The 25,815-nt window shown below is 76.9% G+C and carries 2 protein-coding genes and 1 pseudogene; all 3 read left to right on the top strand.

All coding sequences use genetic code 11. The features are described from left to right. Positions 1 to 6,283, top strand: a 6,283-nt coding sequence (locus tag ACZ6EM_RS30445) for a type I polyketide synthase (RefSeq protein WP_465773719.1), incomplete at its 5' end; no start/stop codon positions are given. A gap of 42 nt (positions 6,284 to 6,325) precedes the next feature. After that, positions 6,326 to 11,182, top strand: a pseudogene (locus ACZ6EM_RS30450) (type I polyketide synthase); the annotation flags it as partial. A gap of 48 nt (positions 11,183 to 11,230) precedes the next feature. Then, the gene (locus ACZ6EM_RS30455; protein ID WP_465773720.1) at positions 11,231 to 25,795 is read left to right on the top strand and encodes a type I polyketide synthase; all 14,565 of its coding nucleotides are present in this window, start codon (positions 11,231 to 11,233) and stop codon (positions 25,793 to 25,795) included. Positions 25,796 to 25,815 lie beyond the last annotated feature (20 nt).

Here is a 25,815-nt window from a genome sequence, read left to right on the forward strand (position 1 = left end):
CGACGGGGTGTTCGGTGCGTTGACGCCGGAGCGTCTGGCGTCGGTGCTGCGTCCGAAGGTGGATGCGGCGCTGAATCTGGACGAGTTGACGGCGGATCTGGAGCTGCCGTTGTTCGTGCTGTACTCGTCGGTGGCGGCGACGTTCGGTTCGGGTGGGCAGGCCAACTATGCGGCCGCGAACGCCTTCCTGGACGCGCTGGCGGCCCGTCGCAGGGCTTCCGGCCGGGCGGGTCAGTCGCTGGCGTGGGGCCTGTGGGAGCAGGCCAGTGAGCTGACCGGTCATCTCTCCTCGGCACGCAGCGGTTCGGGCATGCCCACCGCGCAGGCCCTGGCCCTGTTCGACCGGGCGATCACCCTGCCCGTACCGCACCTCCTGCCGGTGACCCTCGACCTCCGGGCGCCCCGGACGGGCGGGATCCCCCCGCTGTTCCGCGCCCTGGTGCGGGCCCCGAGGAGCCGCGCCGCCGAGCGCGGTGCCGGCGGCCGGGCCGCGGTGCTGGAGCAGCTGCGCGGCCTGGACGCCGAGCAGCGCCGTGCGCGCCTGCTGGACCTGGTGCGGGCCCACGTGGCGACCGTGCTCGGCCACGCCGGGGTGGACGCGGTCGGTGCGAAGCAGGCCTTCAAGGACCTCGGGCTGGACTCGCTGACCGCCGTGGAACTGCGCAACGGGCTGAACGCCGTCACCGGGCTGCGGCTGCCCGCGACCCTGGTCTTCGACTACCCGACCCCGGACGCCCTGGCCGACCACCTCGACGAGGCGCTGTCCGAGCGGGTGGCGCAGGCCCCCGCCCCGACCGCGCCCGTCCTCGCCGCGAACGCCGACGAGCCGATCGCGATCGTCGGCATGAGCTGCCGCTACCCCGGGGGCGCCAACGACCCCGAGCAGCTGTGGCGGCTGCTGGCCGAGGGCTTCGACGGGGTGACCCCGTTCCCGGCGGACCGCGGCTGGCGGGTCGGGGACGCGTCCTACGCCCCGCGCGGCGGCTTCCTGGACGACGTCGCGGGCTTCGACGCCGAGCTGTTCGGGATCTCGCCGCGCGAGGCCCTGGTGATGGACCCGCAGCAGCGCATCCTGCTGGAGGCCTCCTGGGAGGCCTTCGAGGCGGCCGGACTGGTCGCCCCGGAGCTGCGCGGCTCCCCGACCGGCGTGTTCGTCGGGGCGTACGCCTCGACCTACGGTGTGGGCGCCCAGCTCCCGCCCGGCGCGGAGGGCTACCTGCTGACCGGGACCTCGATGAGCGTGGTCTCCGGCCGGGTGGCGTACACCTTCGGCCTGGAGGGCCCGGCCGTCACGGTGGACACCGCGTGCTCCTCCTCCCTGGTGGCGATGCACCTGGCGGCGCAGGCGCTGCGGCGGGGCGAGTGCGAGCTGGCGCTGGCCGGCGGCGTGGCCGTCCTGGCCGGTCCGAGCATCTTCGCCGAGTTCGACCGGCAGGGCGGACTGGCCTCCGACGGCCGGTGCAAGCCCTTCGCCTCGGCGGCGGACGGCACCACGTGGTCCGAGGGCGTCGGGGTGCTGGTGCTGGAGCGGCTCTCCGACGCGCTGCGCAACGGCCGTGAGATCCACGCGGTGATCCGCGGCAGCGCGGTCAACCAGGACGGCGCCTCCAACGGGCTCACCGCCCCCAACGGGCCGTCCCAGCAGCGGGTGATCCGGCAGGCGCTGGCCGACTCCCGGCTGCTCGCCGCCGAGGTGGACGCGGTCGAGGCGCACGGCACCGGCACCAGCCTGGGCGACCCGATCGAGGCCCAGGCGCTGCTGGCGACCTACGGCCAGGACCGACCGGCCGACCGGCCGCTGTGGCTGGGCTCGATCAAGTCCAACATCGGCCACACCCAGGCCGCGGCCGGCGTGGCGGGCGTCATCAAGATGGTGCAGGCGATGCGCCGCGGTGTCCTGCCCGCCACCCTGCACGTGGACGAGCCGACCCACCACGTGGACTGGTCGGCCGGGGCGGTCGAGCTGCTGACCGAGCCGCGCCCCTGGCCCGAGGCCGACCGGCCGCGCCGGGCGGGCGTGTCCTCCTTCGGCATCAGCGGCACCAACGCGCACATCATCCTGGAATCCGCCCCGAGCCCGGCCGGGCCGACCACCACGGGCCACGGCCCGATGGAGCCGATCGGCGCGGGCCGCGGACCGGCGGGGCCGACGACCATGGGCGAGGGCCCGGTGGTGTGGCCGCTCTCCGGTGGGACCCAGGCCGCCCTGCGTGAGCAGGCGCGCTCCCTGCGCGCCCACCTCGCGGCGGCGCCCGCACCCGAACCGGCCGACGTGGCATGGTCGTTGGCCACCACCCGGGCCGAACTGGAGCACCGGGCCGTCGCCGTCGGACGGGACGGCGCGGACCTGCTGCGCCAGCTCGACCGGCTCGCGGCCGAGGAGGCGGCACCGGCGGCCCCGGGCGGCCCCGGGCGACTCGCCTTCCTCTTCACCGGGCAGGGCGCGCAGCGGGCCGGGATGGGCCGGGGGCTGTACGAGGCCTCCCCGGCGTTCGCGGCGGCGTTCGACGAGGTCTGCGCGGAGCTGGACCGGTGGCTCGACCGGCCGGTCAAGGACGTGGTCTTCGAGGGCGTCGACCTGGACCGGACGATGTGGGCGCAGGCCGGCCTGTTCGCCGTCGAGGTCGCCCTGTACCGCTGGGCGGAGTCCTGCGGCCTGGTCCCGGACTTCCTGCTGGGCCACTCGATCGGCGAGGTGGCCGCCGCCCATGCGGCGGGCGTGTTCTCCCTCGCCGACGCCTGCGCCCTGGTGGCCGCGCGCGGCCGGCTGATGCAGGCGCTGCCCGAGGGCGGCGCGATGCTCGCCGTGCAGGCCACCGAGGCCGAGGTGCGTTCGGAGATCGGTGACCGGCTGGACGTCGCCGCCGTCAACGGCCCGACCTCGGTGGTGGTTTCGGGTCCGACGGAGGTGGTCGAGGAGTTCGCCGGGCGCTGGGCGGCCGAGGGCCGCCGGACGAGCCGGCTGACCGTCTCGCACGCCTTCCACTCGGCCCTGATGGAGCCGATGCTGGCCGAATTCACCGAGGTGCTGGCCGGGTTGACCTTCGCCGAGCCGCGGATCCCGATCGTCTCCAACCTGACCGGCGCGGTGGTCGACCCCGGGGAGATCCGGACGTCCGGGTACTGGGCCCGCCATGTGCGCGGCACCGTCCGGTTCGCCGACGGCATCGCGCACCTGGCCGGCCGGGGCGTCACCCGCCACCTGGAGCTCGGCCCGGACGGCGTGCTGTGCGGCATGGCCCAGCAGTCCGTCACCGAGGGCGTGTTCGTCCCGGCGCTGCGCCGCGGCGAACCCGAGGAGGCCGGGACGGCGCTGCGCGCGCTCGGCCGGCTCTGGGCGGCCGGCGTCGAGGTCGACTGGCCGGCCGTGCTGCCGGCCGGACGCCGGGTGCCGCTGCCGACCTACGCCTTCCAGCGGACCAGGTTCTGGCTGGAGCCCGCCACCGGCGTGGGCGACGTGGGCGGCGTCGGCCAGAGCGCGGCGGACCACCCGCTGCTCGGCGCGACGGTCGCGCTGGCCGGCGGGGACGAGGTGCTGCTGACCGGAAGGCTGTCGCTCGCCACCCAGCCCTGGCTGGCGGACCACGCCGTCCTCGGCCGGGTGCTGGTGCCCGGGACGGCGTTCGTGGAGATGGCGCTGCGGGCCGGGGAGCAGGTCGGCTCGACGATCCTGCGCGAGCTGCTGGTGCAGTCCGCGCTGCCCCTGCCGGCCACCGGCGGGGTGCAGGTCCAGGTGCGGGTGGCCGCCCCGGAGGAGAACGGCGACCGCCGGGTGGAGATCCACGCCCGGCCGGACGAGGGCGAGGCGCCGTGGGTGCGTCACGCGACCGGCGTCCTGGGCGCCGAGGGCGCGGCGCGGGAACACGACCTCGCGGCGCAGGAGTACGACCTCGCGGCCTGGCCGCCGCCGGGCGCCGAACCACTGGCGCTGGACGGCTTCTACCCGGCCCTCGCCGAGGGCGGGTACGGCTACGGGCCGGCCTTCCAGGGGGTCCGGGCGGCCTGGCGCGAGGGCGCGACGGTCTACGCCGAGGTGGCGCTGCCCGAGGAGGCGGCCGCGGCCGCGCCCGGGTTCGGGCTGCACCCGGCGCTGCTGGACGCGGCGCTGCACGTGATCGGCTTCGTCGAGGCCGGCGGCCCGGTGCCCCGTGTGCCGTTCGCCTGGACCGGCGTCCGGCTGCACGCCACCGGCGCCACGGTGCTGCGCGTCGCGGTCACCCCGACCGAGGACGGCGTGCTGATCCGGACCGCCGACGGGATCGGCGCGCCGGTGGCCTCCGTCGACTCGCTGGTGCTCCGCGAGACCGCCGTCGAACAGCTGCCGGAGACCGGTCGACAGCCCGGTCGGGACTGGCTGTTCGCGGTCGACTGGACGCCCGTGCCGGCCCTGCCGCCGGTGGACGCCTCCGCGTGGTGGGTGCTCGCCGGGGACGAGACGCCGGCCGTGGCCGGGGTGCCGGGCGAGCGGATCGACTCGCTGGCGGGACTGCCCGCCGGGGCGCAGGCACCCCCGGTGGTGGTGCTGCCCCTCGTGGCCCGTCCCGCCGCCGACGCCACCGCCGACGCCACCGCCGCCGACACCGACACCGATGCCGCCGCCGACACCGTCGGCGACGCGGGTGCCGCGCTCCGGGCGGCCTCCGAGACGCTGGCGACCGTCCAGCAGTGGCTCGCCGACGAGCGGTTCGATTCCTCCCGGCTGGTGGTGCTGACCTCCGGCGCCGTCGACCCGGCCGGCCGGGTGCGCGACCTGCCCGGCGCGGCGGTCTGGGGCCTGCTGCGCTCGGCCCAGTCCGAGCACCCGGACCGGTTCGTCCTGGTCGACGCGGACCCCGCGGACGACGCCTGGCACCCGTACGCGACCGGTGCCGAACCGCAGCTGGCGGTCCGGGACGGGCGGGTGCTGGTGCCCCGTCTGGCCCGGGCGCGGGCCGGCGCCGCAGCGCCGGCCGACACCGCGGCGCGCCCCGGCACGGGAGCGCCGGCCGACCCGGGTGGCACCGTCCTGGTCACCGGCGGCACCGGCGTGCTCGGCGGACTGGTGGCCCGCCACCTGGCCGCGGCGTACGGCGTGCGGCACCTGCTGCTGCTCAGCCGGCGCGGTGCGGACAGCCCCGGAGCCGCCGAACTGACGGCGGAACTGGCCGCACTCGGCGCTCGCGCCGAGGTGGTGGCCTGCGACGCCGCCGACCGCGACGCGCTGGCCCGGGTGCTCGCCGCGATCCCGGCGGAGCGCCCGCTGCGCGGGGTGGTGCACACCGCCGGCGTGCTGGACGACGGCGTGGTCGAGTCGCTGACGCCCGACCGGGTCGCCACCGTGTTCCGTCCCAAGGCCGACGCGGCCGTCCACCTGCACGAGCTGACCGCGGGGACGGACCTGGACCTGTTCGTGCTGTTCTCCTCGGCGGCCGGCACCTTCGGCTCGCCCGGCCAGGCGAACTACGCGGCGGCCAACTCCTTCCTGGACGCCCTCGCGGCGCGGCGCCGGGCGCTCGGGCTGCCGGGCCTCTCGCTCGCCTGGGGCGTCTGGGCGGAGGCCAGCGCGATGACCGGGCACCTCGGCGACCGGGCCGCCCGGCTCGGCGACGGGCTGACCGCGGAACAGGGCCTCGCGCTCCTGGACGCGGCGCTGGCCACCGACCGCGCCCACCTGGTACCGGTCCGGCTCGACCTGCCGGCCCGGCCGGGCACCGCCGACAGCGCCGTCCCGGCCCTGCTGCGCGGACTGCTGCCCGGCGGCCCGCGCCGGGCGAGCGCGGCCGCCGACGGCCCCTCGCTGCCGCGGCAGCTGGCCGGCCGCACCCCCGCGGAGCAGGCCCGGATCGTCCTGGACGCCGTCCGGGCGGACGTCGCGCAGGTCCTCGGGCACGCCACGGCGGAGGCCGTCGCGCCCGACCGGGGCTTCGTCGACCTCGGCTTCGACTCGCTCACCGCGGTCGAACTGCGCAACCGGCTGTCCGCCCGAACCGGGCTGCGGCTGCCCGCGACGCTGGTGTTCGACCAGCCGTCGGCCGCCCGGGTCGCCGAGTACCTGACCGGGCGGATCGCCCCGCCGCGCACCTCGGCCGCCTCGCTCACCGACCGGGTGGAGCGGATCGAGGCCGAGCTGGCGGAGGCGGCCGAGGCGGAGCGGATCACGGTGGTCCGGCGCCTCCAGGCGCTGCTGGCCCGCTTCGAGGACGGCGCTCCCGCGGCCGGGTCGCCGGACGTGGTGGCCGGTCTGGACACCGCCACCGACGACGACCTCTTCGACTTCATCGACAAGGAACTGGGCGCCTCGTGACCCTGCTGCCGAACCCCTACCCGACACCCTGTGAGGCCTGACATGGCGGACGAGCAGAAACTGCGCGACTACCTCAAGCGCGTCACGGCCGAACTGCACCAGACCCGGCAACGGCTGCAGTCCGCCGAGTCGGCCGACCGCCAGCCGATCGCGATCGTCGGCATGGCCTGTCGGCTGCCCGGCGGCGTGGACGGCCCGGACGCGCTCTGGCGGCTGGTGTCCGAGGGCGTGGACGCCGTCTCCGCCTTCCCCGAGGACCGCGGCTGGGACGTCGGCGAGGACGCCGGATTCGCCCGCAGCGGCGGCTTCCTGCACGACGCGGACGGCTTCGACCCGACGCTGTTCGGCATCTCGCCGCGCGAGGCGACCGCCATGGACCCGCAGCACCGGCTGCTGCTGGAGGCCTGCTGGGAGGCGTGCGAGCGCGGCGGCGTCGACCCGTACGCGCTGCGCGGCAGCCGCACCGGGGTGTTCGCCGGGCTGATGTACCGGGACTACGCGGCCCGCATGATCGACGTGCCCGAGGGGGTGGACGCCTACCTCGGCATCGGCAACATGAGCAGCGTCGCCACCGGCCGGATCTCCTACACCCTCGGCCTGGAGGGCCCGGCGGTCACCATCGACACCGCCTGCTCCTCCTCGCTGGTGGCCCTGCACCTGGCCTGCCAGTCGCTGCGCTCCGGCGAGACCACGATGGCCTTCGCGGGCGGCGCCACCGTGATGGCCTCCCCGGACACCTTCACCGGTTTCGCCCGGCAGGGCGGGCTCTCCTCGGACGGCCGCTGCAAGTCCTACGGCGCCGACGCGGACGGCACCGGCTGGGCCGAGGGCGTCGGGATGCTCCTGCTGGAGCGGCTCTCGGACGCCCGGCGGCTCGGCCACCAGGTGCTCGCGGTGGTCCGCGGCAGCGCGGTCAACCAGGACGGCGCCTCCAGCGGCCTGACCGCGCCCAACGGCCCCGCCCAGCAGCGGGTCATCGAGGACGCGCTGGCCAGTGCGCGGCTCACCACGCTGGACGTGGACGTCGTCGAGGGCCACGGCACCGGCACCCGGCTGGGCGACCCGATCGAGATCCAGGCCCTGCTGGCGACCTACGGTCAGGACCGGCCCGAGGACCGGCCGCTGCGGCTGGGCTCGGTGAAGTCCAACCTCGGGCACACCCAGGCCGCCGCCGGCGTGGCGGGCGTGATCAAGATGGTGCAGGCGATGCGCCACGGCACCATGCCGCGCAGCCTGCACGCCGAACAGCCGACCCCGCAGGTCGACTGGTCGGCCGGCGCGGTGCGGCTGCTGACCGAGGCCGAGCCCTGGCCCGAGCTGGACCGGCCGCGCCGCGCCGGCGTCTCCTCCTTCGGCATCAGCGGCACCAACGCCCACGTCGTCCTGGAGCAGGCCCCGGAGGCCGAGGCCCCGGCCGATCCCGGGCAGTCGGCCCCCGGCGTGGTGCCCTGGCTGCTGGCGGCCCGCACCACCGAGGCGCTGCGCGCCCAGGCCGGTCGGCTGCACGCCTTCGTCGCCGACACCGAGCCCGACCCGGTCGACGTCGGCCGCTCGCTGCTCTCCCGGGCGCCGCTGGAGCGGCGCGCCGTCGTGCTCGGCGCCGACCGGGACCGTCTGGCCGACGCGCTCGCCGCGCTGGCCGGGGACCTGCCCGACAAGGCCGTGGTCACCGGGGTGGCGGGGGAGGGCCGCAGCGCCTTCCTGTTCACCGGCCAGGGCGCCCAGCGGACCGGGATGGGCCGCGAGCTGTACGAGGCCTTCCCGGTGTTCCAACGGGCCTTCGACGCGGTCTGCGCCGAGCTGGACCCGCGCCTGGAACACTCCGTCAAGGACGTGGTGTTCGGCGGGAGCCGGGACCTCCACCAGACGGTGTGGGCCCAGGCCGGGCTGTTCGCGCTGGAGGTGGCCCTCTTCCGGCTGTTCGAGTCCTTCGGCGTGCTGCCGGACTTCCTGCTCGGCCACTCGATCGGCGAGGCGGCGGCGGCGCACTGCGCCGGGGTGCTGACCCTGGCGGACGCCTGCGCGCTGGTCGCCGCGCGCGGCCGGCTGATGCAGGCGCTCCCGGCCGGCGGGGCGATGCTCGCCGTGCAGGCCACCGAGCCCGAGGTGGCGGCGGCACTCGCGGCCGTCACCGGCACCGCGGACGTGGCCGCGCTCAACAGCCTCGGCTCGGCGGTGGTCTCGGGCACGGCGGACACCATCGACGAACTCGCCGCCCACTGGACGGCCGAGGGCCGCAAGACCAGTCGGCTGACGGTCTCGCACGCCTTCCACTCGGCCCTGATGGAGCCGATGCTGGACGAGTTCCGGGCCGTCCTCGCGACGCTCTCCTTCGCCGAGCCCCGCATCCCGATCGTCTCCACCCTCACCGGCGCGGTGGAGGACGAGCTGCTGCGCACCCCCGACTACTGGGCGCGGCAGGTCCGCGAGACCGTCCGCTTCGCCGACGGCGTCGAATGCCTCAAGGCCCAGGGGGTCGGCCGGTTCGTGGAACTCGGCCCCGACGGCGTGCTCACGGCGATGGCCCGCGAGAGCCTGCCCGAGTCGGCGCTCACCGCGACGGCGCTGCGCAGCAGCTGGCACGACACCGGGGTGTTCGTCACCGCGCTGGCCGACCTGTGGACCCGCGGCACCGCGGTCGACTGGCAGGTGCTCTTCGACGGCCACGGCCGCCGGGTCGAGCTGCCGGTCTACCCCTTCCAGCACGAGAAGTACTGGCTCCACCCGGTGGCCGCGCCGGCCGGCGGGCCCGTCGACCCGGGCCTCTGGGCGGCGCTGGCCGGCGAGGACGCCGACGCGATCGCCGACCGGCTCGACGTGACCGACCCCGGGGTCCGGGCCTCGCTGCGCACCGCGCTGCCGCTGCTGTCCGACTGGCACCGGCGCGATCGTGAGGAGGCCGAGGTCGCGGGCTGGCGCTACCACGTCGGCTGGGAGCCCGTCCCGGACGCCCCGGCCCCCGCCCTCACCGGCGACTGGCTGCTGGTCGTGCCCGCCGCGACGGCCGACGACGAGCGGGTGCGCGCCCACCGGGACGGCCTGACCCGGCACGGCGCCACGGTGGTGACGGTGCCGGTCGCGGCGGACGCCGCCGACCGGACCGACCTGGCCGTCCGGCTGCGGCAGGCCGTCGGCGACGGGCGGCGGCCCGCCGGAGTGCTCTCCCTGCTGGCGCTGGAGACCGGGCCGCACCCCGAGGTGCCGGCGCTCCCCGGGGGCACGGCCACCACGCTGCTGCTCGTCCAGGCCCTGCTGGACGCCGGGATCGACGGCCCGCTGTGGTGCGTGACCGAGGGCGCGGTGTCCACCGGCGACCACGAGCCGCCCGCCGAGCCGGGCCAGGCGCCGGTCTGGGGCCTGGGCCGGGTCGCCGCCCTGGAGCACCCGCAGCTGTGGGGCGGTCTGATCGACCTCCCCGCCGGGGCCGAGGAGGAGGACTTCGACGCGCTGGCCGGCCTGCTGACCGCCGCCGACGGCGAGGACCAGCTGGCGGTCCGCCCGGAGGGCGTCTTCGCCCGCCGGCTGCTGCCCGCCCCGACGGCCGACCCGGAGGCGCCCGCGTGGCAGCCGCGCGGCACCGTCCTGGTGACCGGCGGCACCGGCGCGCTCGGCGGGCAGGTGGCCCGGTGGCTGGCCGCCGGCGGCGCCGAGCACCTGGTGCTGGTCAGCCGGGGCGGCCGCGGCGCCCCCGGGCTGGCCGGGCTGGAGGCCGAGCTGACGGAGCTCGGCGCCCGGGTCACGGTGGTCGCCTGCGACCTGTCGGACCGCGCGGACGCCGCCCGGCTGGTCGCCGAACTCGACGCGATGGAGCCGAAGTTGAGGGCCGTCGTGCACGCCTCGGGGGTCAGCGCCTCGGCGCCGCTCGCCGACACCACCTTCGCGGAACTCGACCGGACCGCGGCCGGCAAGGTCGCGGGCGCCCGGCACCTGGACGACCTGCTCGACCAGCGCCGGCTGGACGCGGTCGTGCACTTCTCCTCCATCGCGGGCGTCTGGGGCGTCGGCGAACAGGCCTGCTACGCGGCCGCCAACGCCTACCTCGACGCCCTGGCGCAGCGGCGCGACGCCGAGGGCGTGCGCGCGCTGGCCGTCGCCTGGGGGCCGTGGGACGGCGGCGGCATGGTCGACCAGGCGATCAAGGAGCCGATGCGCCGGCGCGGCATCTCGCTGCTGGCGCCGGACCGGGCGATGCACGCCCTGCAGCGGGCGCTGGACCTGGACACCGGAGCGGTCACCGTCGCCGACATCGCCTGGGAGCAGTTCGTCCCCGCGTTCACCGCGCTGCGGCCCAACCGGTTCTTCGCCGAACTGCCCGAGGTCCGGGCGCTCGCCGCGGTCACCGTCACCGAGGGCGAGGACCGGAACCGGCTCGGCGCCCTGCGCGAGCGGCTGGCCGCCCTGCCGGCCGCCGACCGCGAGCCCGTCCTGCTGGACCTGGTCCGCACCCACGCGGCCGTGGTGCTCGGGCACGACGGCCCGGCCGCGATCGACGTCGACCGGCCGTTCCGGGACTTCGGCTTCGACTCGCTGGCCGCCGTCGAACTGCGCAACCGGCTCGGCGAGGCCACCGGCCTGCCGCTGCCCGCCACCGTGGTGTTCGACCACCCGACGCCCGCGGTGCTGGCCGCCCACCTGCTGGGCGAGGCGCTGCCCGACGACGCGGCGGCGGCCCTGCCCTCCACGGCGGAGCTGGACCTGCTCGAAGAGGCGCTGCTGGCCCGGGCGGAGGACGACGTGGACCGGGTCCGGGTGGTCCTGCGGCTGGAGGCGCTGCTCACCCGCCACCGGGGCGCGGGCGGCGACGACCCGGTCGCCTTCGACGACCTGCGGGACCAGCTCAGCAGGGCCAGCAACGAAGAGCTCTTCGACGTGATCGACCGGGATCTCGGCCTCTCGTGAGCAGGGGTGCGTGGTGGCCGGGGACAATCTTGGAAGGCGGCAGTTTCGATGGCAGATGATGCGCGGCCGATGGCGGACGACGCCCAGCGGCTCCGCGACTACCTCACCCGGGTGGTCGCCGAGCTGCAACACACCCGCCGGCGGGTCCGGGACCTGGAGTCCGCGGCGGGCGAGCCGATCGCCATCGTCGGGATGAGTTGCCGCTACCCGGGCGACGTGCGCTCCCCGGACGACCTGTGGCGGCTGGTCAGCACCGGCCAGGACCCGATCGGTCCGCTGCCCGCGAACCGCGGCTGGGACCTCTCGCTGGCCGACGAGCCGTCCTGGGCGGGCGGATTCGTCGAGGACGCCGGGGAGTTCGACGCGGACCTGTTCGGGATCTCGCCGCGCGAGGCGCTGGCGATGGACCCGCAGCAGCGGCTGCTGCTGGAGACCTCCTGGAAGGCCTTCGAGGACGCCGGGCTCGACCCGCTGTCGCTGCGGGGGTCCAGCACCGGGGTCTTCGTCGGCGTCACCTCGGTCAGCTACGGCCCCGGGATGGACCTGCCGGAGGACGTGGCCGGCCACCTGATGACCGGCACCGCCTCCAGCATCGCCTCCGGCCGGGTGTCGTACACCTTCGGCCTGGAGGGCCCGGCGGTCACCGTGGACACCGCCTGCTCCTCCTCCCTGGTCGCGCTGCACCTGGCCGTCCAGTCGCTGCGCGAGGGCGGTTGCGACCTGGCGCTGGTCGGCGGCGTCACGGTGATGACCACCCCGATGCAGATCGTCGAGTTCGGCCGCCAGGGCGGTCTGGCCTCGGACGGCCGCTGCAAGGCGTTCTCCGACGAGGCCGACGGCGCGGGCTGGTCCGAGGGCATCGGCCTGCTGCTGGTCGAACGGCTCAGCGACGCTCGGCGCCGCGGCCACCAGGTGCTCGCGGTGGTCCGCGGCAGCGCGATCAACCAGGACGGCGCCTCCAACGGTCTCACCGCCCCGAACGGCCCGGCGCAGGAACGGGTGATCCGACGGGCGCTGGCCAACGCCCGGCTGAGCGTCGAGGACGTGGACGCCGTGGAGGGCCACGGCACCGGCACCCGGCTCGGCGACCCGATCGAGGCCCGGGCGCTGCTGGCCACCTACGGGCGCGGCCGCTCCGCCGAACGCCCGCTCTGGCTCGGCTCGATCAAGTCCAACATCGGCCACACCCAGTCCGCCGCCGGGGTGGCCGGCGTCATCAAGATGGTCATGGCGATGCGCGACGGCACCCTGCCGCCCACGCTGCACGCGCGACGGCCCTCCGCCCAGGTCGACTGGTCGCCCGGCACGGTCCGGCTGCTGACCGAGCCGCGGCCGTGGCCGGCCGCCGACCGGCCCCGCCGCTCGGCGGTCTCCTCGTTCGGGATGAGCGGCACCAACGCCCACGTCATCCTGGAGCAGGCCCCGGAGCCCGAGCCCGTCGAGGCCGCCGCCGCCCCCGAGGGCACCGCACCCGCCGAGGGCACCGGGCCCGCGCTCACCACCGGCCCGCTGCCGTGGCCGCTGGCCGCGAAGACGGCGGACGGGCTGCGCGGCCAGGCCGTCCGGCTGCGCGACGCCATGACCGCGGACGACGCCCCGCTTCCGGTGGACGTCGCCCGCTCCCTGCTGACCCGGGCCGCGCTGCCCAGCCGCGCCGTGGTGCTCGGCGCCGAGCGCGCGGAACTGCTGGCCGGCCTGCAGGCGCTGGCCGACGGGGAGTCGGCGGCCAACCTGGTGCGCGGCGAGGCCGCCGGCGGCACCGGGGTGGTCTTCGTCTTCCCCGGCCAGGGCAGCCAGTGGGCCGCGATGGCCCGTGAACTCCGGGACGCCTCACCGGCGTTCCGGCAGCGGCTGGAGCAGTGCGAGGCGGCGCTCGCGCCGTACGTCCCCTGGTCGCTGTCCGAGGTGCTGGGCGGCGCGCCGGACGCCCCCGACCTGAGCCGGGTGGACGTCGTCCAGCCGGTGCTCTGGGCGGTCATGGTGTCGCTGGCCGAGGCCTGGCGCTCGGTCGGCGTCCGCCCGGCCGCGGTCGTCGGCCACTCCCAGGGCGAGATCGCCGCGGCCTGCGTCGCCGGCGGCCTGACGCTGGAGGACGGTGCCCGGGTCGTGGCGCTGCGCAGTCGGGCGCTCGCCGCCCTCGCGGGCCGCGGCGGCATGGTCTCGCTGCCCGTCGGCCGGGAGCGGGCCACCGAGCTGATCGCCCCCTGGGGCGAGGGCCTCTGCGTCGCGGCGGAGAACGGCCCCGCCTCCACCGTGGTCTCCGGCGAGGCCGGCCCCGTCGAGGAGCTGCTGGCGCTCTGCGAGGCCCGGGAGGTGCGCGCCCGTCGCATCCCGGTGGACTACGCCTCGCACTCCCCGCAGGTCGAGGAGCTGCGCGAGCGCATCCTCGCCGACCTCGCGCCGATCACCCCCGGCTCCAGCGGCATCGCCTTCTACTCGACCGTCACCGGCGCGCCGATCGACACCGCGCGGATGGACGCCGGCTACTGGTACGACAACCTGCGCTCCACCGTCCGCTTCGAGCAGGCCACCCGCGCCCTGCTGGCCGACGGCCGCTCGGTGTTCGTGGAGAGCAGCCCGCACCCGGTGCTCACCATCGGCATCCAGGACACCGCGGACCAGGCAGGCACCCCGGTGACGGTCACCGGCACGCTGCGCCGCGAGGACGGCGGCCCGGACCGCCTCCTGGCGGGCGCCGCCGAGCTGTGGACCGCCGGGGTCGCCGTCGACTGGTCGGCGGCCTTCGCCGGCGGCACGCGCACCGCGCTGCCCACGTACGCCTTCCAGCGCCGCCGCTACTGGCCCGACCCGCTGCCCGCCCGGGCGCGGGCGGCCGGGGGCGGCGACCCCGCCGAGAGCGGGTTCTGGGACGCCGTCGAGCGCGGCGACGCCGAGGAACTGGCCGCCACCCTGCGGCTGGACGAGGCGCCCGGGGTCCTGGACGCGGTGCTGCCCGCGCTGGCCGGCTGGCACCGCGGCCGCCGCCGGGGGGCGACCGTCGACTCCTGGCGCTACCGGGTCACCTGGACCCCTGTCCCCGACCTGCCCGCGCACCCCCGGCTGGGCGGCCGCTGGCTGCTCGCCCTCCCGGAGGGCGGGAACGGCGGGGAGGTCGCCGACCTGCTGCGCTCGGCCGGGGCCGAGGTGGTCGAGCTGACCGTCGCCGCCGACGCCGACCGTACGGAGCTCGCCGAACGGCTGAGCGCCGTCGGCTCCGCCACGGGTGCGGTCTCGCTGCTGGCGAGCGCCGAGGACGCACCGCAGGCCCCGGCCGGGCCGGCCGCGACCGTCACCCTGCTCCAGGCCCTCGGCGACGCCGACCTCGACGCGCCGCTCTGGTCGCTCACCGGCGGCGCGGTGTCGATCGGCCGCGCGGACCCGTTGCGCAGCCCCGTCCAGGCGCTGGCCTGGGGCCTCGGCCGGGTCGCCGCGCTGGAGTACCCGCGCCGCTGGGGCGGGCTGATCGACCTTCCGGCCGTCCTGGACGCCCGGGCCGGAGCCCGGCTGGTGGCGCTGCTCGGCGGCGCCGCCGGGGACGAGGACCAACTCGCCGTGCGCGGCTCCGGGGTGTTCGCCCGCCGCCTGGCCCGCGCCCCGCGCGCGGCCGGGACGACGCTCGAACTGCCCGGCTCGGTGCTGGTCACCGGCGGTACCGGCGCGCTCGGCGCGGTCGTCGCCCGCTGGCTGGCCGGCCGCGGCGTCCCGCACCTGACCCTGCTCGGCCGGCGCGGCACGGCGGCGCCGGGCGTGGCGGACCTGGTCGCGGAGCTGACCGCGCTGGGCACCCGGGTGACCGTGGCCGCCTGCGACCTGACCGACCGGGAGTCGCTGGCCGGCGTGCTGGCGCGGATCCCGGCGGAGTTCCCGCTGGTCGGCGTGGTGCACGCGGCCGGCGTCGGCCAGGCCATGATGCTGGACCGCACCGGCCCGGCGGAGCTGGCCGAGGTGCTCGGCGGCAAGGTCGCCGGCGCGCTGCACCTGGACGAGCTGACCCGGGGCCTGGACCTGCGGATGTTCGTCACCTTCGGTTCGGGCGCCGGGATCTGGGGCAGCGGCGGCCAGGCGGCCTACGCGGCCGCGAACGCCTACCTGGACGCGCTGGTCCTCCGGCGCCGGGCCGAGGGCCTGCCCGGCACCTCGGTCTCCTGGGGCGCCTGGGGCGAGGTGGGCATGGTGTCGACCGACGCCGTCCGTGACCACCTGCGCGAGCGCGGCATGGTGCCGATGGACCCGGACCTGGCGATCGAGGCGCTGGCCGGGGCCGTCGACGCGGGCGAGGACTGCCTGACCGTCGCCGACATCGACTGGCCCCGCTTCGTCGACACCTTCACCGCCACCCGGGTCAGCCCGCTGCTGGCCGACCTCCCCGAGGCGCGGACGGCGGACGAGGAGCCGGCCGGCGAGGACCGGCGCCCGGACCTCGGCCGCCGGCTCGCCCCGCTGCCCGAGGCGCAGCGACGACAGATCCTGCTGGACCTGGTCCGCACCGAGGTCGCCGCCGTGCTCAAGCACCCGGACGTCCGGGCCGTCGAGGCCGCGCGGACCTTCAAGGACCTGGGCTTCGAGTCGCTCACGGCGGTCGAGCTGCGCAACCGGCTGAACCGGGAGACCGGCCTGCGGCTGCCCGCGACCATGGTGTTCGACCACCCGACGCCGACCGCCCTGGTGGCCTACCTGGAACGGGAGTTGGACCTCGGAGCCGAGGCGGGCCCGGCCGGCGCCGGCGCCGGCTCGGCGCCGGCCCCGGCCGGCCTGGACGAGCCGATCGCGATCGTCGGCATCGGCTGCCGTTTCCCCGGCGGCGTCCGCTCGCCCGGGGACCTGTGGACCTTGGTGGCCGACGGCGCCGACGCGCTCTCCTCCTTCCCCGTCGACCGCGGCTGGCCGGACCGGGTGCCGGGCGTGGACAACGCCGTCGGCGGCTTCGTGGACGACGCCACCGAGTTCGACGCCGGGCTGTTCGGGATCTCGCCGCGCGAGGCGCTGGCGATGGACCCGCAGCAGCGGCTGCTGCTGGAGGCGTCCTGGGAGGCCTTCGAGGACGCCGGCATCGATCCGCACGAGGTGCGCGGCAGCCGGACGGGCGTCTTCGCGGGCGCCTCGTCCTCGGGCTACGGCCACGGCCAGCTGCTCGACGGGGTCGAGGGGCATGTGCTGTCCGGCACCGCCAACAGCGTGATCTCGGGCCGCGTCTCGTACGTGTTCGGCCTGGAGGGTCCGGCGGTCACGGTGGACACGGCCTGCTCGTCCTCGCTGGTGGCGCTGCACCTCGCGGTGCAGGCGCTGCGGGTGGGCGAGTGCGGCATGGCGCTGGCCGGCGGCGTCGCCGTGATGGTGAACGCCGGCGCGTTCGGCGAGTTCAACCGGCAGGGCGGCCTGGCCTCGGACGGCCGCTGCAAGGCCTTCGCGGCCGCGGCGGACGGTACGGGCTGGGGCGAGGGCGTCGGCGTGCTGGTGCTGGAGCGGCTGTCGGACGCCCGGCGCAACGGGCACCAGGTGCTCGCGGTGGTCCGGGGGAGCGCCGTCAACCAGGACGGTGCGTCCAACGGCCTCACCGCGCCGAACGGGCCCTCGCAGGAGCGGGTGATCCGGCAGGCGCTGGCCAACGCGGGGCTGTCGGTCTCGGACGTGGACGCGGTGGAGGCGCACGGGACGGGGACCCGGCTCGGGGACCCGATCGAGGCGCAGGCGCTGCTGTCCACCTACGGCCGGGGCCGCGACGGCGAGCCGCTCTGGCTGGGATCGGTGAAGTCCAACCTGGGCCACACCCAGGCCGCCGCCGGTGTGGCGGGCGTGATCAAGGCCGTGCAGGCGATGCGCAACGGTGTGCTGCCGGCCACCCTGCACGTGGACGAGCCGACGCCGCAGGTGGACTGGTCGGCGGGCGCGGTGGAGCTGCTGACCGAGGCCCGGCCGTGGCCGGAGGCCGGTCGCCCGCGCCGGGCGGGCGTCTCCGCCTTCGGGATCAGCGGGACCAACGCCCACGTCCTGCTGGAGCAGGCGCCGCCGGTCGAGGAGACGGCGCCGGCCGAGGAGGCCGCCGGGCCGACGCCGTGGGTGGTGTCGGCGCAGAGCGCCGGGGCGTTGAAGGCCCAGGCGGCGCGGCTGGCCGGGGCGTTGGACACCGACGCCCGTCCGCAGGACGTGGCGTGGTCGCTGGCGACCGGGCGGGCCGGGCTGGCCCACCGCGCGGTGGTGCTCGGCGACGGCCGGGCGGCGCTGCTGGAGGGTCTGGCGGCGCTGGCGGCGGGCGAGCCGTCGGCGCGGGTGGTCTCGGGCGTCACGGCCGAGGGCCGGACGGCGTTCCTGTTCACCGGTCAGGGTGCGCAGCGGGTCGGCATGGGTGCCGGGTTGTACGAGGTGTTCCCGGTGTTCGCCGAGGCCTTCGACGCGGTCTGTGCGGAGTTCGACCTGCTGCTGGACCGTCCGGTGAAGGACGTCGTCTTCGCGGGTGCGGAGGATCTGGACCGTACGGTGTGGGCGCAGGCCGGGCTGTTCGCGGTCGAGGTGGCGTCGTTCCGGCTGCTGGAGTCCTGGGGTGTGGTTCCGGACGTGCTGCTCGGGCACTCGATCGGTGAGGTGGCGGCGGCGCACTGCGCCGGGGTGTTCTCGCTGGCGGACGCGTGCGCCCTGGTGGCGGCGCGGGGCCGTTTGATGGACGCGCTGCCGAGCGGCGGGGTGATGCTGGCGGTGCAGGCCGGCGAGGCCGAGGTGCGTTCGGAGATCGGCGGCCGCCTGGACGTCGCCGCCGTCAACGGGCCTGCCTCGGTGGTGGTTTCGGGGCCGGCGGAGGTTGTCGAGGAGTTCGCGGCGCGCTGGTCGGCCGAGGGCCGCAAGACCCGTCGCTTGGCCGTCTCGCACGCCTTCCACTCGGCCCTGATGGAGCCGATGCTCGCCGAATTCGCCTCCGACCTGGCCGACTTGACCTTCGCCGAGCCGAAGGTCCCGATCGTGTCGACGCTGACCGGCTCGCCCGCCGAGCCGGGTCTGCTGACCACGCCGGAGTACTGGGTGCGCCAGGTCCGCGAGGCCGTCCGCTTCGCCGACGGCGTCGAGGCCCTGCACGGCCAGGGCGTGACCCGCTTCCTGGAGGTCGGCCCGGACGGCGTACTGACCGCTCTCGCCGCCCCGTTGGTGCCCGACGCCGTGGGCGCGCCGCTGCTGCGCAAGGACCGGGAGGAGCACGAGAGCGCTCTGGCCGCCCTGGCCGCGCTCTGGACGGCGGGCGCCGCGATCGACTGGTCCGAGGTGCTGCCCGCCGGCCGGCGCGTCGCCCTGCCGACGTACGCCTTCCAGCGCGAGCGCTACTGGCCCCGGTCCATCGACCTGGGGAGCCTCGTGGCCGACCCGGCCGAGGCCCGGTTCTGGCGGGCGGTCGAGAACCAGGACCTGGCCGGGCTGGCCGAGGCGCTGGAGATCGGCCGGGCACCCGAGGAGCTGGAGTCCGTCCTGCCGGTGCTGTCCTCGTGGCGGCAGCGCCGCCAGGTCGACTCGGTGGTGGACTCCTGGCGCTACGAGGTGGTCTGGAAGCCGCTGACCGGCCTCACGGAGACCCCCCTGTCGGGGCGCTGGCTGCTGGTGACGGCCGAGGGGGCACCCGTGGAGGCCGTCGAAGCGGCACTGCGGGCCGCCGGCGCGGACGTTCTGCCGGTGGCCGGCGAGGGCCTCGGCCGGAAGGAGCTGGCCGACCGTGTCCGCGAGTCGGCCGCCGAGGGCGAGCCGGTGAACGTGCTCTCCCTGCTCGCCGTGGCCGAGCAGCCGCAGGGCCCGGGCTCGTGGGTGTCCTCCGGCGTGGCCGGGACGCTGACGCTGGTCCAGGCACTGGGCGACGCGGGCGTCAGGGCGAAGCTGTGGTCGGCGACCGTCGGTGCGGTGTCGGTGGGCCGGGCGGACCGGTCCGTGAGCCCGGCGCAGGCGCAGATCTGGGGTCTGGGCCGGGTGGCCGCACTGGAACTGCCGGACCTATGGGGCGGGTTGGTCGACCTTCCGCCGGTGCTGGACGAGCGGGCCGGCCGCCGGCTGGTGGCGGTGCTCGGCGGTGCCGAGGACCAGGTGGCCGTGCGCTCCTCGGGCGTCTACGGGCGCCGGGTGGTGCGGGCCGCGCAGCGGAGCGGCCGCGGCGGCGTTTGGACCCCGTCCGGGACGGTGCTGGTGACCGGTGGTCTGGGTGCGCTGGGCGCGGAGGTGGCGCGTTGGCTGGCCGGGCGCGGGGTGCCGCACCTGGTGCTGACCGGCCGTCGTGGCGATCGGACGCCGGGCGTCGCCGAGCTGGTGGCCGAACTGACCGGTCTGGGTGCCCGGGTGACGGTCGCCGCCTGTGACGTGGCGGACCGCGACGCGGTCGCCGCCGTCCTGGCCGCGGTGCCCGCCGAGCTGCCGCTCACGGGCGTGGTGCACACCGCGGGCGTGGTGGACGACGGCGTGCTGGACGGCGAGACGGTCGAGCGGTTCGAGCCGGTCTTCGCCGGAAAGGTCGGCGGCGCCGATCTGCTGGACGAGCTGACGGCCGGTCCGGAGCTCGATCTGTTCGTGGTCTTCTCCTCGGTCGCGGCGACCTGGGGCAGTGGTGGTCAGGGCGCCTACGCGGCGGCCAACGCCCACCTGGACGCGCTGGTGCAGCGGCGCCGGGCGCGGGGTCTGCGGGGCACGTCGGTGGCCTGGGGCCCGTGGGCCGGTGAGGGCATGGCCGCCCAGGGCGATGCCGCCGAGCAGCTGCGCCGCCGTGGCCTGGCCGTGATGGACCCGGAGTTGGCGGTGTCGGCCCTGGCGCGGGCGGTGGACGCGGACGAGGTCTGTGTGACCGTCGCGGACGTGGACTGGCAGCTGTTCGCGCCGGCCTTCACGGCCGTGCGCACCAGCCGGCTGCTGGCGGAGCTGCCGGAGGCCGTCGGCGCGCAGGCGCCGGTGGTCGAGAGCGTGGAGCGGTCCTCGGGGTTCCGGGAGCGGCTGGCGGAGACCGCGGCCGGGCGCCGGGAGCGGATGCTGGTGGACCTGGTCCGGACCGGTGCGGCCGCCGTCCTCGGGCACGTTTCGATGGAGGCCGTGGACGCCGGTCAGGCGTTCCGCGACCTCGGCTTCGACTCGCTGACGGCGGTGGCGCTGCGGAACCTGCTGGTGAAGGAGACCGGGCTCTCGCTGTCGGCCACGCTGGTGTTCGACTATCCGACGCCGGTGGTGCTGGCGCGGCATCTGGCCGGGGAACTGCTGGAGTCGGTGCCCGAGGCGGCGGTGGCCGCGGAGGTGCCGCGCGCGGTGCTGTCCGCCGCTGAGGACCCGGTCGTGATCGTGGGCATGAGCGCCCGCTATCCGGGCGGGGTGCGTTCGGCGGCCGGGCTGTGGGACCTGGTGGCCGCCGGGGCGGACGGGGTCACCGGCTTCCCGACGGACCGGGGTTGGCCGCTCGACGCGGTCGGCGCCGCGGCGGCGCGCGGCGGCTTCGTGGAGAGCGTGACGGAGTTCGACGCCGGGCTGTTCGCGATCTCGCCGCGCGAGGCGCTGGCGATGGACCCGCAGCAGCGGATCCTGCTGGAGGCCTCCTGGGAGGCCTTCGAGGACGCCGGGATCGACCCGCGCTCGGTGCGCGGCGAGCAGATCGGCGTCTTCGTCGGAGCCTCCAACTCCGGCTACGGTGCCGCCGGCGGCCTGGAAGAGGTCCAGGGCCATGTGCTGGCCGGGACGGCGAACAGCGTGATCTCCGGCCGGGTGGCGTACGCCTTCGGTCTGGAGGGTCCGGCCGTCACCGTCGACACGGCCTGCTCCTCCTCGCTGGTGGCCCTGCACTGGGCGGCGCAGGCGCTGCGCGAGGGCGACTGCGGGCTCGCGCTGGCCGGCGGTGTCACCGTGCTGGCCACCCCCGGGGTGTTCGGCGAGTTCGACCGCCAGGGCGGCCTGGCCGCCGACGGCCGCTGCAAGGCCTTCGCGGCCGGCGCGGACGGCACGGGCTGGGGCGAGGGCGTCGGTCTTCTGGTGCTGGAGCGGCTCTCGGACGCGCGCCGCAACGGGCACGAGGTGCTCGCGGTGGTCCGGGGCAGCGCGGTCAACCAGGACGGCGCCTCCAACGGCCTCACCGCGCCGAACGGGCCCGCCCAGCAGCGGGTGATCCGGCAGGCGCTGGCGAGTGCCGGGCTGTCGGCCGCCGAGGTGGACGCGGTGGAGGCGCACGGCACGGGCACGGTGCTGGGCGACCCGATCGAGGCCCAGGCGCTGCTGGCCACCTACGGCCGGGACCGCGACGGCGAGCCGCTCTGGCTCGGCTCGGTGAAGTCCAACATCGGCCACACCCAGGCCGCGGCGGGCGTCGCGGGCGTGATCAAGATGGTGCAGGCGATGCGCCACGGGGTGCTCCCGGCGACCCTGCACGTGGACGAGCCCACCGCCGAGGTGGACTGGTCGGCGGGTGCGGTGGAACTGCTCACCGAGGCGCGCTCCTGGCCCGAGCTGGACCGGCCGCGCCGCGCCGGGGTGTCCTCCTTCGGCATCAGCGGCACCAACGCCCATGTGATCATCGAACGCCCCGAGCCCGAGCCGGTGCCCGAGCCGGTGCCCGCGCCGGGGGCGGGGGCCGGCCTCGGCCCCGTCCCGTGGGCGCTGTCCGCCCGCACCGCCGAGGGGCTGCGCGGTCAGGCCGAACGGCTGCGCGAGCACGTGCGGGAGCACGGGACGGCGGACCTCCGGGACGTCGGCCGCGCCCTGGCCACCACCCGCGCCGCGCTGGAGCACCGGGTGGTCGTCGTCGGCTCCGACCGCGAGGAACTGCTGCGCGGGCTGGCCGCCGTCGTCGACGGCGCGCCGAGCGCGGCCGTGGTCTCCGAGCGCGCGGGCGACGGCCGGGTGGCGTTCCTGTTCACCGGCCAGGGTGCGCAGCGCGCCGGGATGGGACGTGACCTCCACGCCCGCCACCCGGTGTTCGCGGAGGCCTTCGACGCGGTCTGCGCGGAGTTCGACCTGCTGCTGGACCGCTCGGTCAAGGACGTGGTGTTCGAGGGCACCGAGGACCTGGACCGTACGGTGTGGGCGCAGGCCGGGCTGTTCGCGGTCGAGGTGGCGCTGTTCCGGTTGCTCGAATCCTGGGGCGTGGTCCCGGAGTTGATGCTCGGGCATTCGATCGGCGAGATCGCCGCGGCGCACTGCGCCGGGGTGTTCCCGCTGGCGGACGCGTGTGCCCTGGTGGCCGCGCGCGGCCGGCTGATGGAGGCACTGCCCGAGGGCGGGGCGATGCTGGCGGTCCAGGCCACCGAGGCCGAGGTCCGCGAGGCGATCGGCGGCCGCCTGGACGTCGCGGCCGTCAACGGCCCGGCCGCCGTGGTGCTCTCCGGCCCCGTCGAGGTGGTCGAGGAGTTCGCCGCGCGCTGGTCGGCGGCCGGGGTGAGGACGCGCCGGCTGGCCGTCTCGCACGCCTTCCACTCGGCCCTGATGGAGCCGATGCTGGACGACTTCGCGGCCGTCCTGAAGGGCCTGGCCTTCAGCGAGCCGGGCATCCCGGTGGTCTCCGCCCTGACCGGCGGGATCGCCGGGCCCGGCCTGCTCACCACCCCCGACTACTGGGTGCGCCAGGTCCGCGAGGCCGTCCGCTTCGCCGACGGCGTCGAGACCCTGCACCGCCAGGGCCTGACCCGGTTCGTCGAACTGGGCCCCGACGGCGTGCTGTCCGCGCTGGTGGCCCGGATCGTCCCGGACGCCGTCGGCGTGCCCCTGCTGCGCGAGGGACGGGACCACGTGCCGTCCGCCGTCGGGCGGCTCTGGGCGGCCGGCGTGCCGGTGGACTGGGCGGCCGTGCTGCCCGGTGGCCGGCGGGTGGACCTGCCGACCTACGCCTTCCAGCGGGACCGCTACTGGCCGGAGCCGGCGGCGGCGGCGCAGCCCGTCGACCCGGCGGAGGAACGGTTCTGGGAGGCGGTCGAGCGCGAGGACCTCGGCGAGCTGGCCGAGACCCTGGACGCCCGACCGGAGGCCGTCGGGACGGCGCTGACCGCGCTGTCCTCCTGGCGTCGCCGCCGTCGCCAGGACGCCCGCACCGACGCCTGGCGCCACCGGGTGCTGTGGCAGCCGGCCGCCGCGCCGTCCGGCCGGGCCGTACTGGACGGGACCTGGCTGGTCGTCGCCCCGGAGGGCGAGGAGCTGGCGGCCGAGGCGCAGAGCAGCCTGGTCGCCGCCGGGGCCCGGACGCTGCGGCTGGCCGTCGACGGCGACGCGGGCGATGCGGGTGACGGAACCCACGGAACCCACGGAACCCACGGGACGGACCGCGCGGCGCTGGCCGCGCGGCTGCGGACCGTGCTCGACGGGGCCGGTGCGCTCGCCGGCGTGCTCGCGGTGCCCGGTGACCGGGTCGCCGAGCTGGCGACGCTCGCCCAGGCCCTGGACGACACCGGTCTGACGGCCCCGCTGTGGGCGGTCACCGCCGGTGCGGTGTCGACCGGCCCGGCGGACCCGCCGGCCGACCCGGGCCAGGCCACCGTCTGGGGCCTCAGCCGCGGCCTCGACCTGGCCGGTCCGGACTGCTGGGGCGGAATCGTCGACCTCCCGGTGCGCCGGGACGCCGCCGCCTGGGACCGCCTCGCGCAGGCGCTCACCGGACCGGAGCAGGAGGCCGCGATCCGTGACGGGCGGGTCTTCGTCCGCCGGCTGGTCCCGGCCCCGGCCGGGGCGGCGGCCGGGCAGGTGCGGTGGCCGGACACCGGCACCGTCCTGGTCACCGGCGGCACCGGGGCGCTCGGCCGGCGGGTCGCCCGCCGGCTGGCCGACCTGGGCGTGCCGCGCCTGCTGCTGGTCGGCCGGCGCGGTGAGCGGGCGCCCGGCGTCGCCGACCTGCTCGCCGAGCTGCGGGCGGCCGGAACCGAGGCGACGGTGGCGGCCTGCGACGTCGCCGACCGGGCGGCGCTCGCCGGGCTGCTCGCCGCGGTCCCCGCCGAGCACCCGCTCACCGCGGTGGTGCACGCGGCCGGGGTCGGCGACGACACCACGGCCGACGCGCTCACCCCGGAGCGGATCGCCGAGGTGCTGCGGCCCACCGTGGACGGCGCCCGCCACCTGCACGAGCTGACCTCGGGTCTGGATCTGAGCGCCTTCGTGCTGTTCTCCTCGGTGGCCGGGGTCTGGGGTGCCGCCCAGCCCGCCCGGGCGGCGGCCAACGCCTACCTGGACGCGCTGGCCGAGGCCCGCCGGGCCGCCGGCCTGGCGGCCACCTCGATCGCCTGGGGGCCGTGGGCCGCCGCCGACGGGCTGACCGCCGACGCCGCCGGCCTGCTGGCCCGCACCGGGCTGCGGGCGCTGGACCCGGACGCGGCGCTCGACCTGCTCGCCCGTCTGCCCAGGGAGGCCTGCCTCACCGTCGCGGACGTCGACTGGGAGCGCTTCGCCGCCTCGTACACGCTCAGCCGGCCGCGCCGGCTGCTGGACGGGGTCCCGGCCGCACGGCGCACCGCCGGCGCGGCCGACGAGCCGGTGCCGGCGGACGCGGCGGCGCTGCGCGAGCGGCTCGCCGGGCTGCCGGACGAGGAGCGGCACCGGGCCGTGCTCGACCTGGTCCGCGCCCACGCCGCCGGCGTGCTCGGGCACGACGGCGCCGAGGCGGTCGCACCGGAGCGGCCGTTCCTGGAACTGGGCGTCAACTCGCTCAGCGCGATCGAGCTGCGCGACCGGCTCCGGACGGCCGTCGGGGTGCCGCTGGAGAGCACCGTGGTGTTCGACAGCGGGACCGCGGCCGAGCTGGCCCGGCGGGTCCTGGCGGCCCTCGGCGGGTCCGCCGCCGCCGAGCCACGCGAGCAGACCGGGATCCTGCGCACCCTGTACGCCGAGTCGATGCGGCAGAACAAGCTCCACAAGTACATGGAGTTCCTGTCCGACGCGGCCTCCTACCGGCCGATGTTCGACTCGCCCGAGGAGGTCACCGAGCCGCCCGCGCCGGTCTTCCTGGCGCGCGGGCCGAAGCGGCCGCGGGTGGTCTGCCACACCGGCATGTCGGCGCTCGGCGGCGTGCACGAGTTCGCCCGCTTCGCCGCCTCCTTCAACGGCAGCCACGACGTGATCGCGCTGCCGCTGCCCGGCTACCGGGACGGGGAGCAGCTGCCGGCCGGCCTGGAGGCCTCGCTGGACTGGCAGGCCAGGACACTGGTCGAGGTCGCCGGGGACGCTCCGTTCGTGCTCCTCGGACACTCCGGCGGCGGGCTGCTCGCCCACGCGCTGACCCGCCGGCTGGAGGCGATGGGCGTGCCGGTGGCCGGCGTGGTCCTGGTGGACACCTATCCGATGGACCGTCCGATGCACCAGGAGTGGCTGTCGGAGCTGACCGAGGGCACCTTCGGGCGTGAGGAGCTGGCCGTGCCGATGACCGACACCCGGCTCACCGCCCAGGCCTGGTACGGCCGGATGTACCTCGGCTTCCGGGCCGAGGAGGTCGCCGCCGCCACCCTGGTGGTCCGGGCCTCCGACCCGATCGGCGAGTGGACCCGGGAGGACGACTGGCGCGCCACCTGGGACCGGCCGCACCGTACGGTGGACGTCCCCGGCAACCACTTCACGGTGATGATGGAACACGGCGCCACGACCGCCGCGGCCGTCCGGGAGTGGCTGGACACCCTGGTCGAGCCCGGTGCGCAGGCCGCCGAAGGGTGACCGGACGCGGAACCGCCCGG

This window comes from Kitasatospora sp. NPDC041917 (assembly GCF_055589745.1).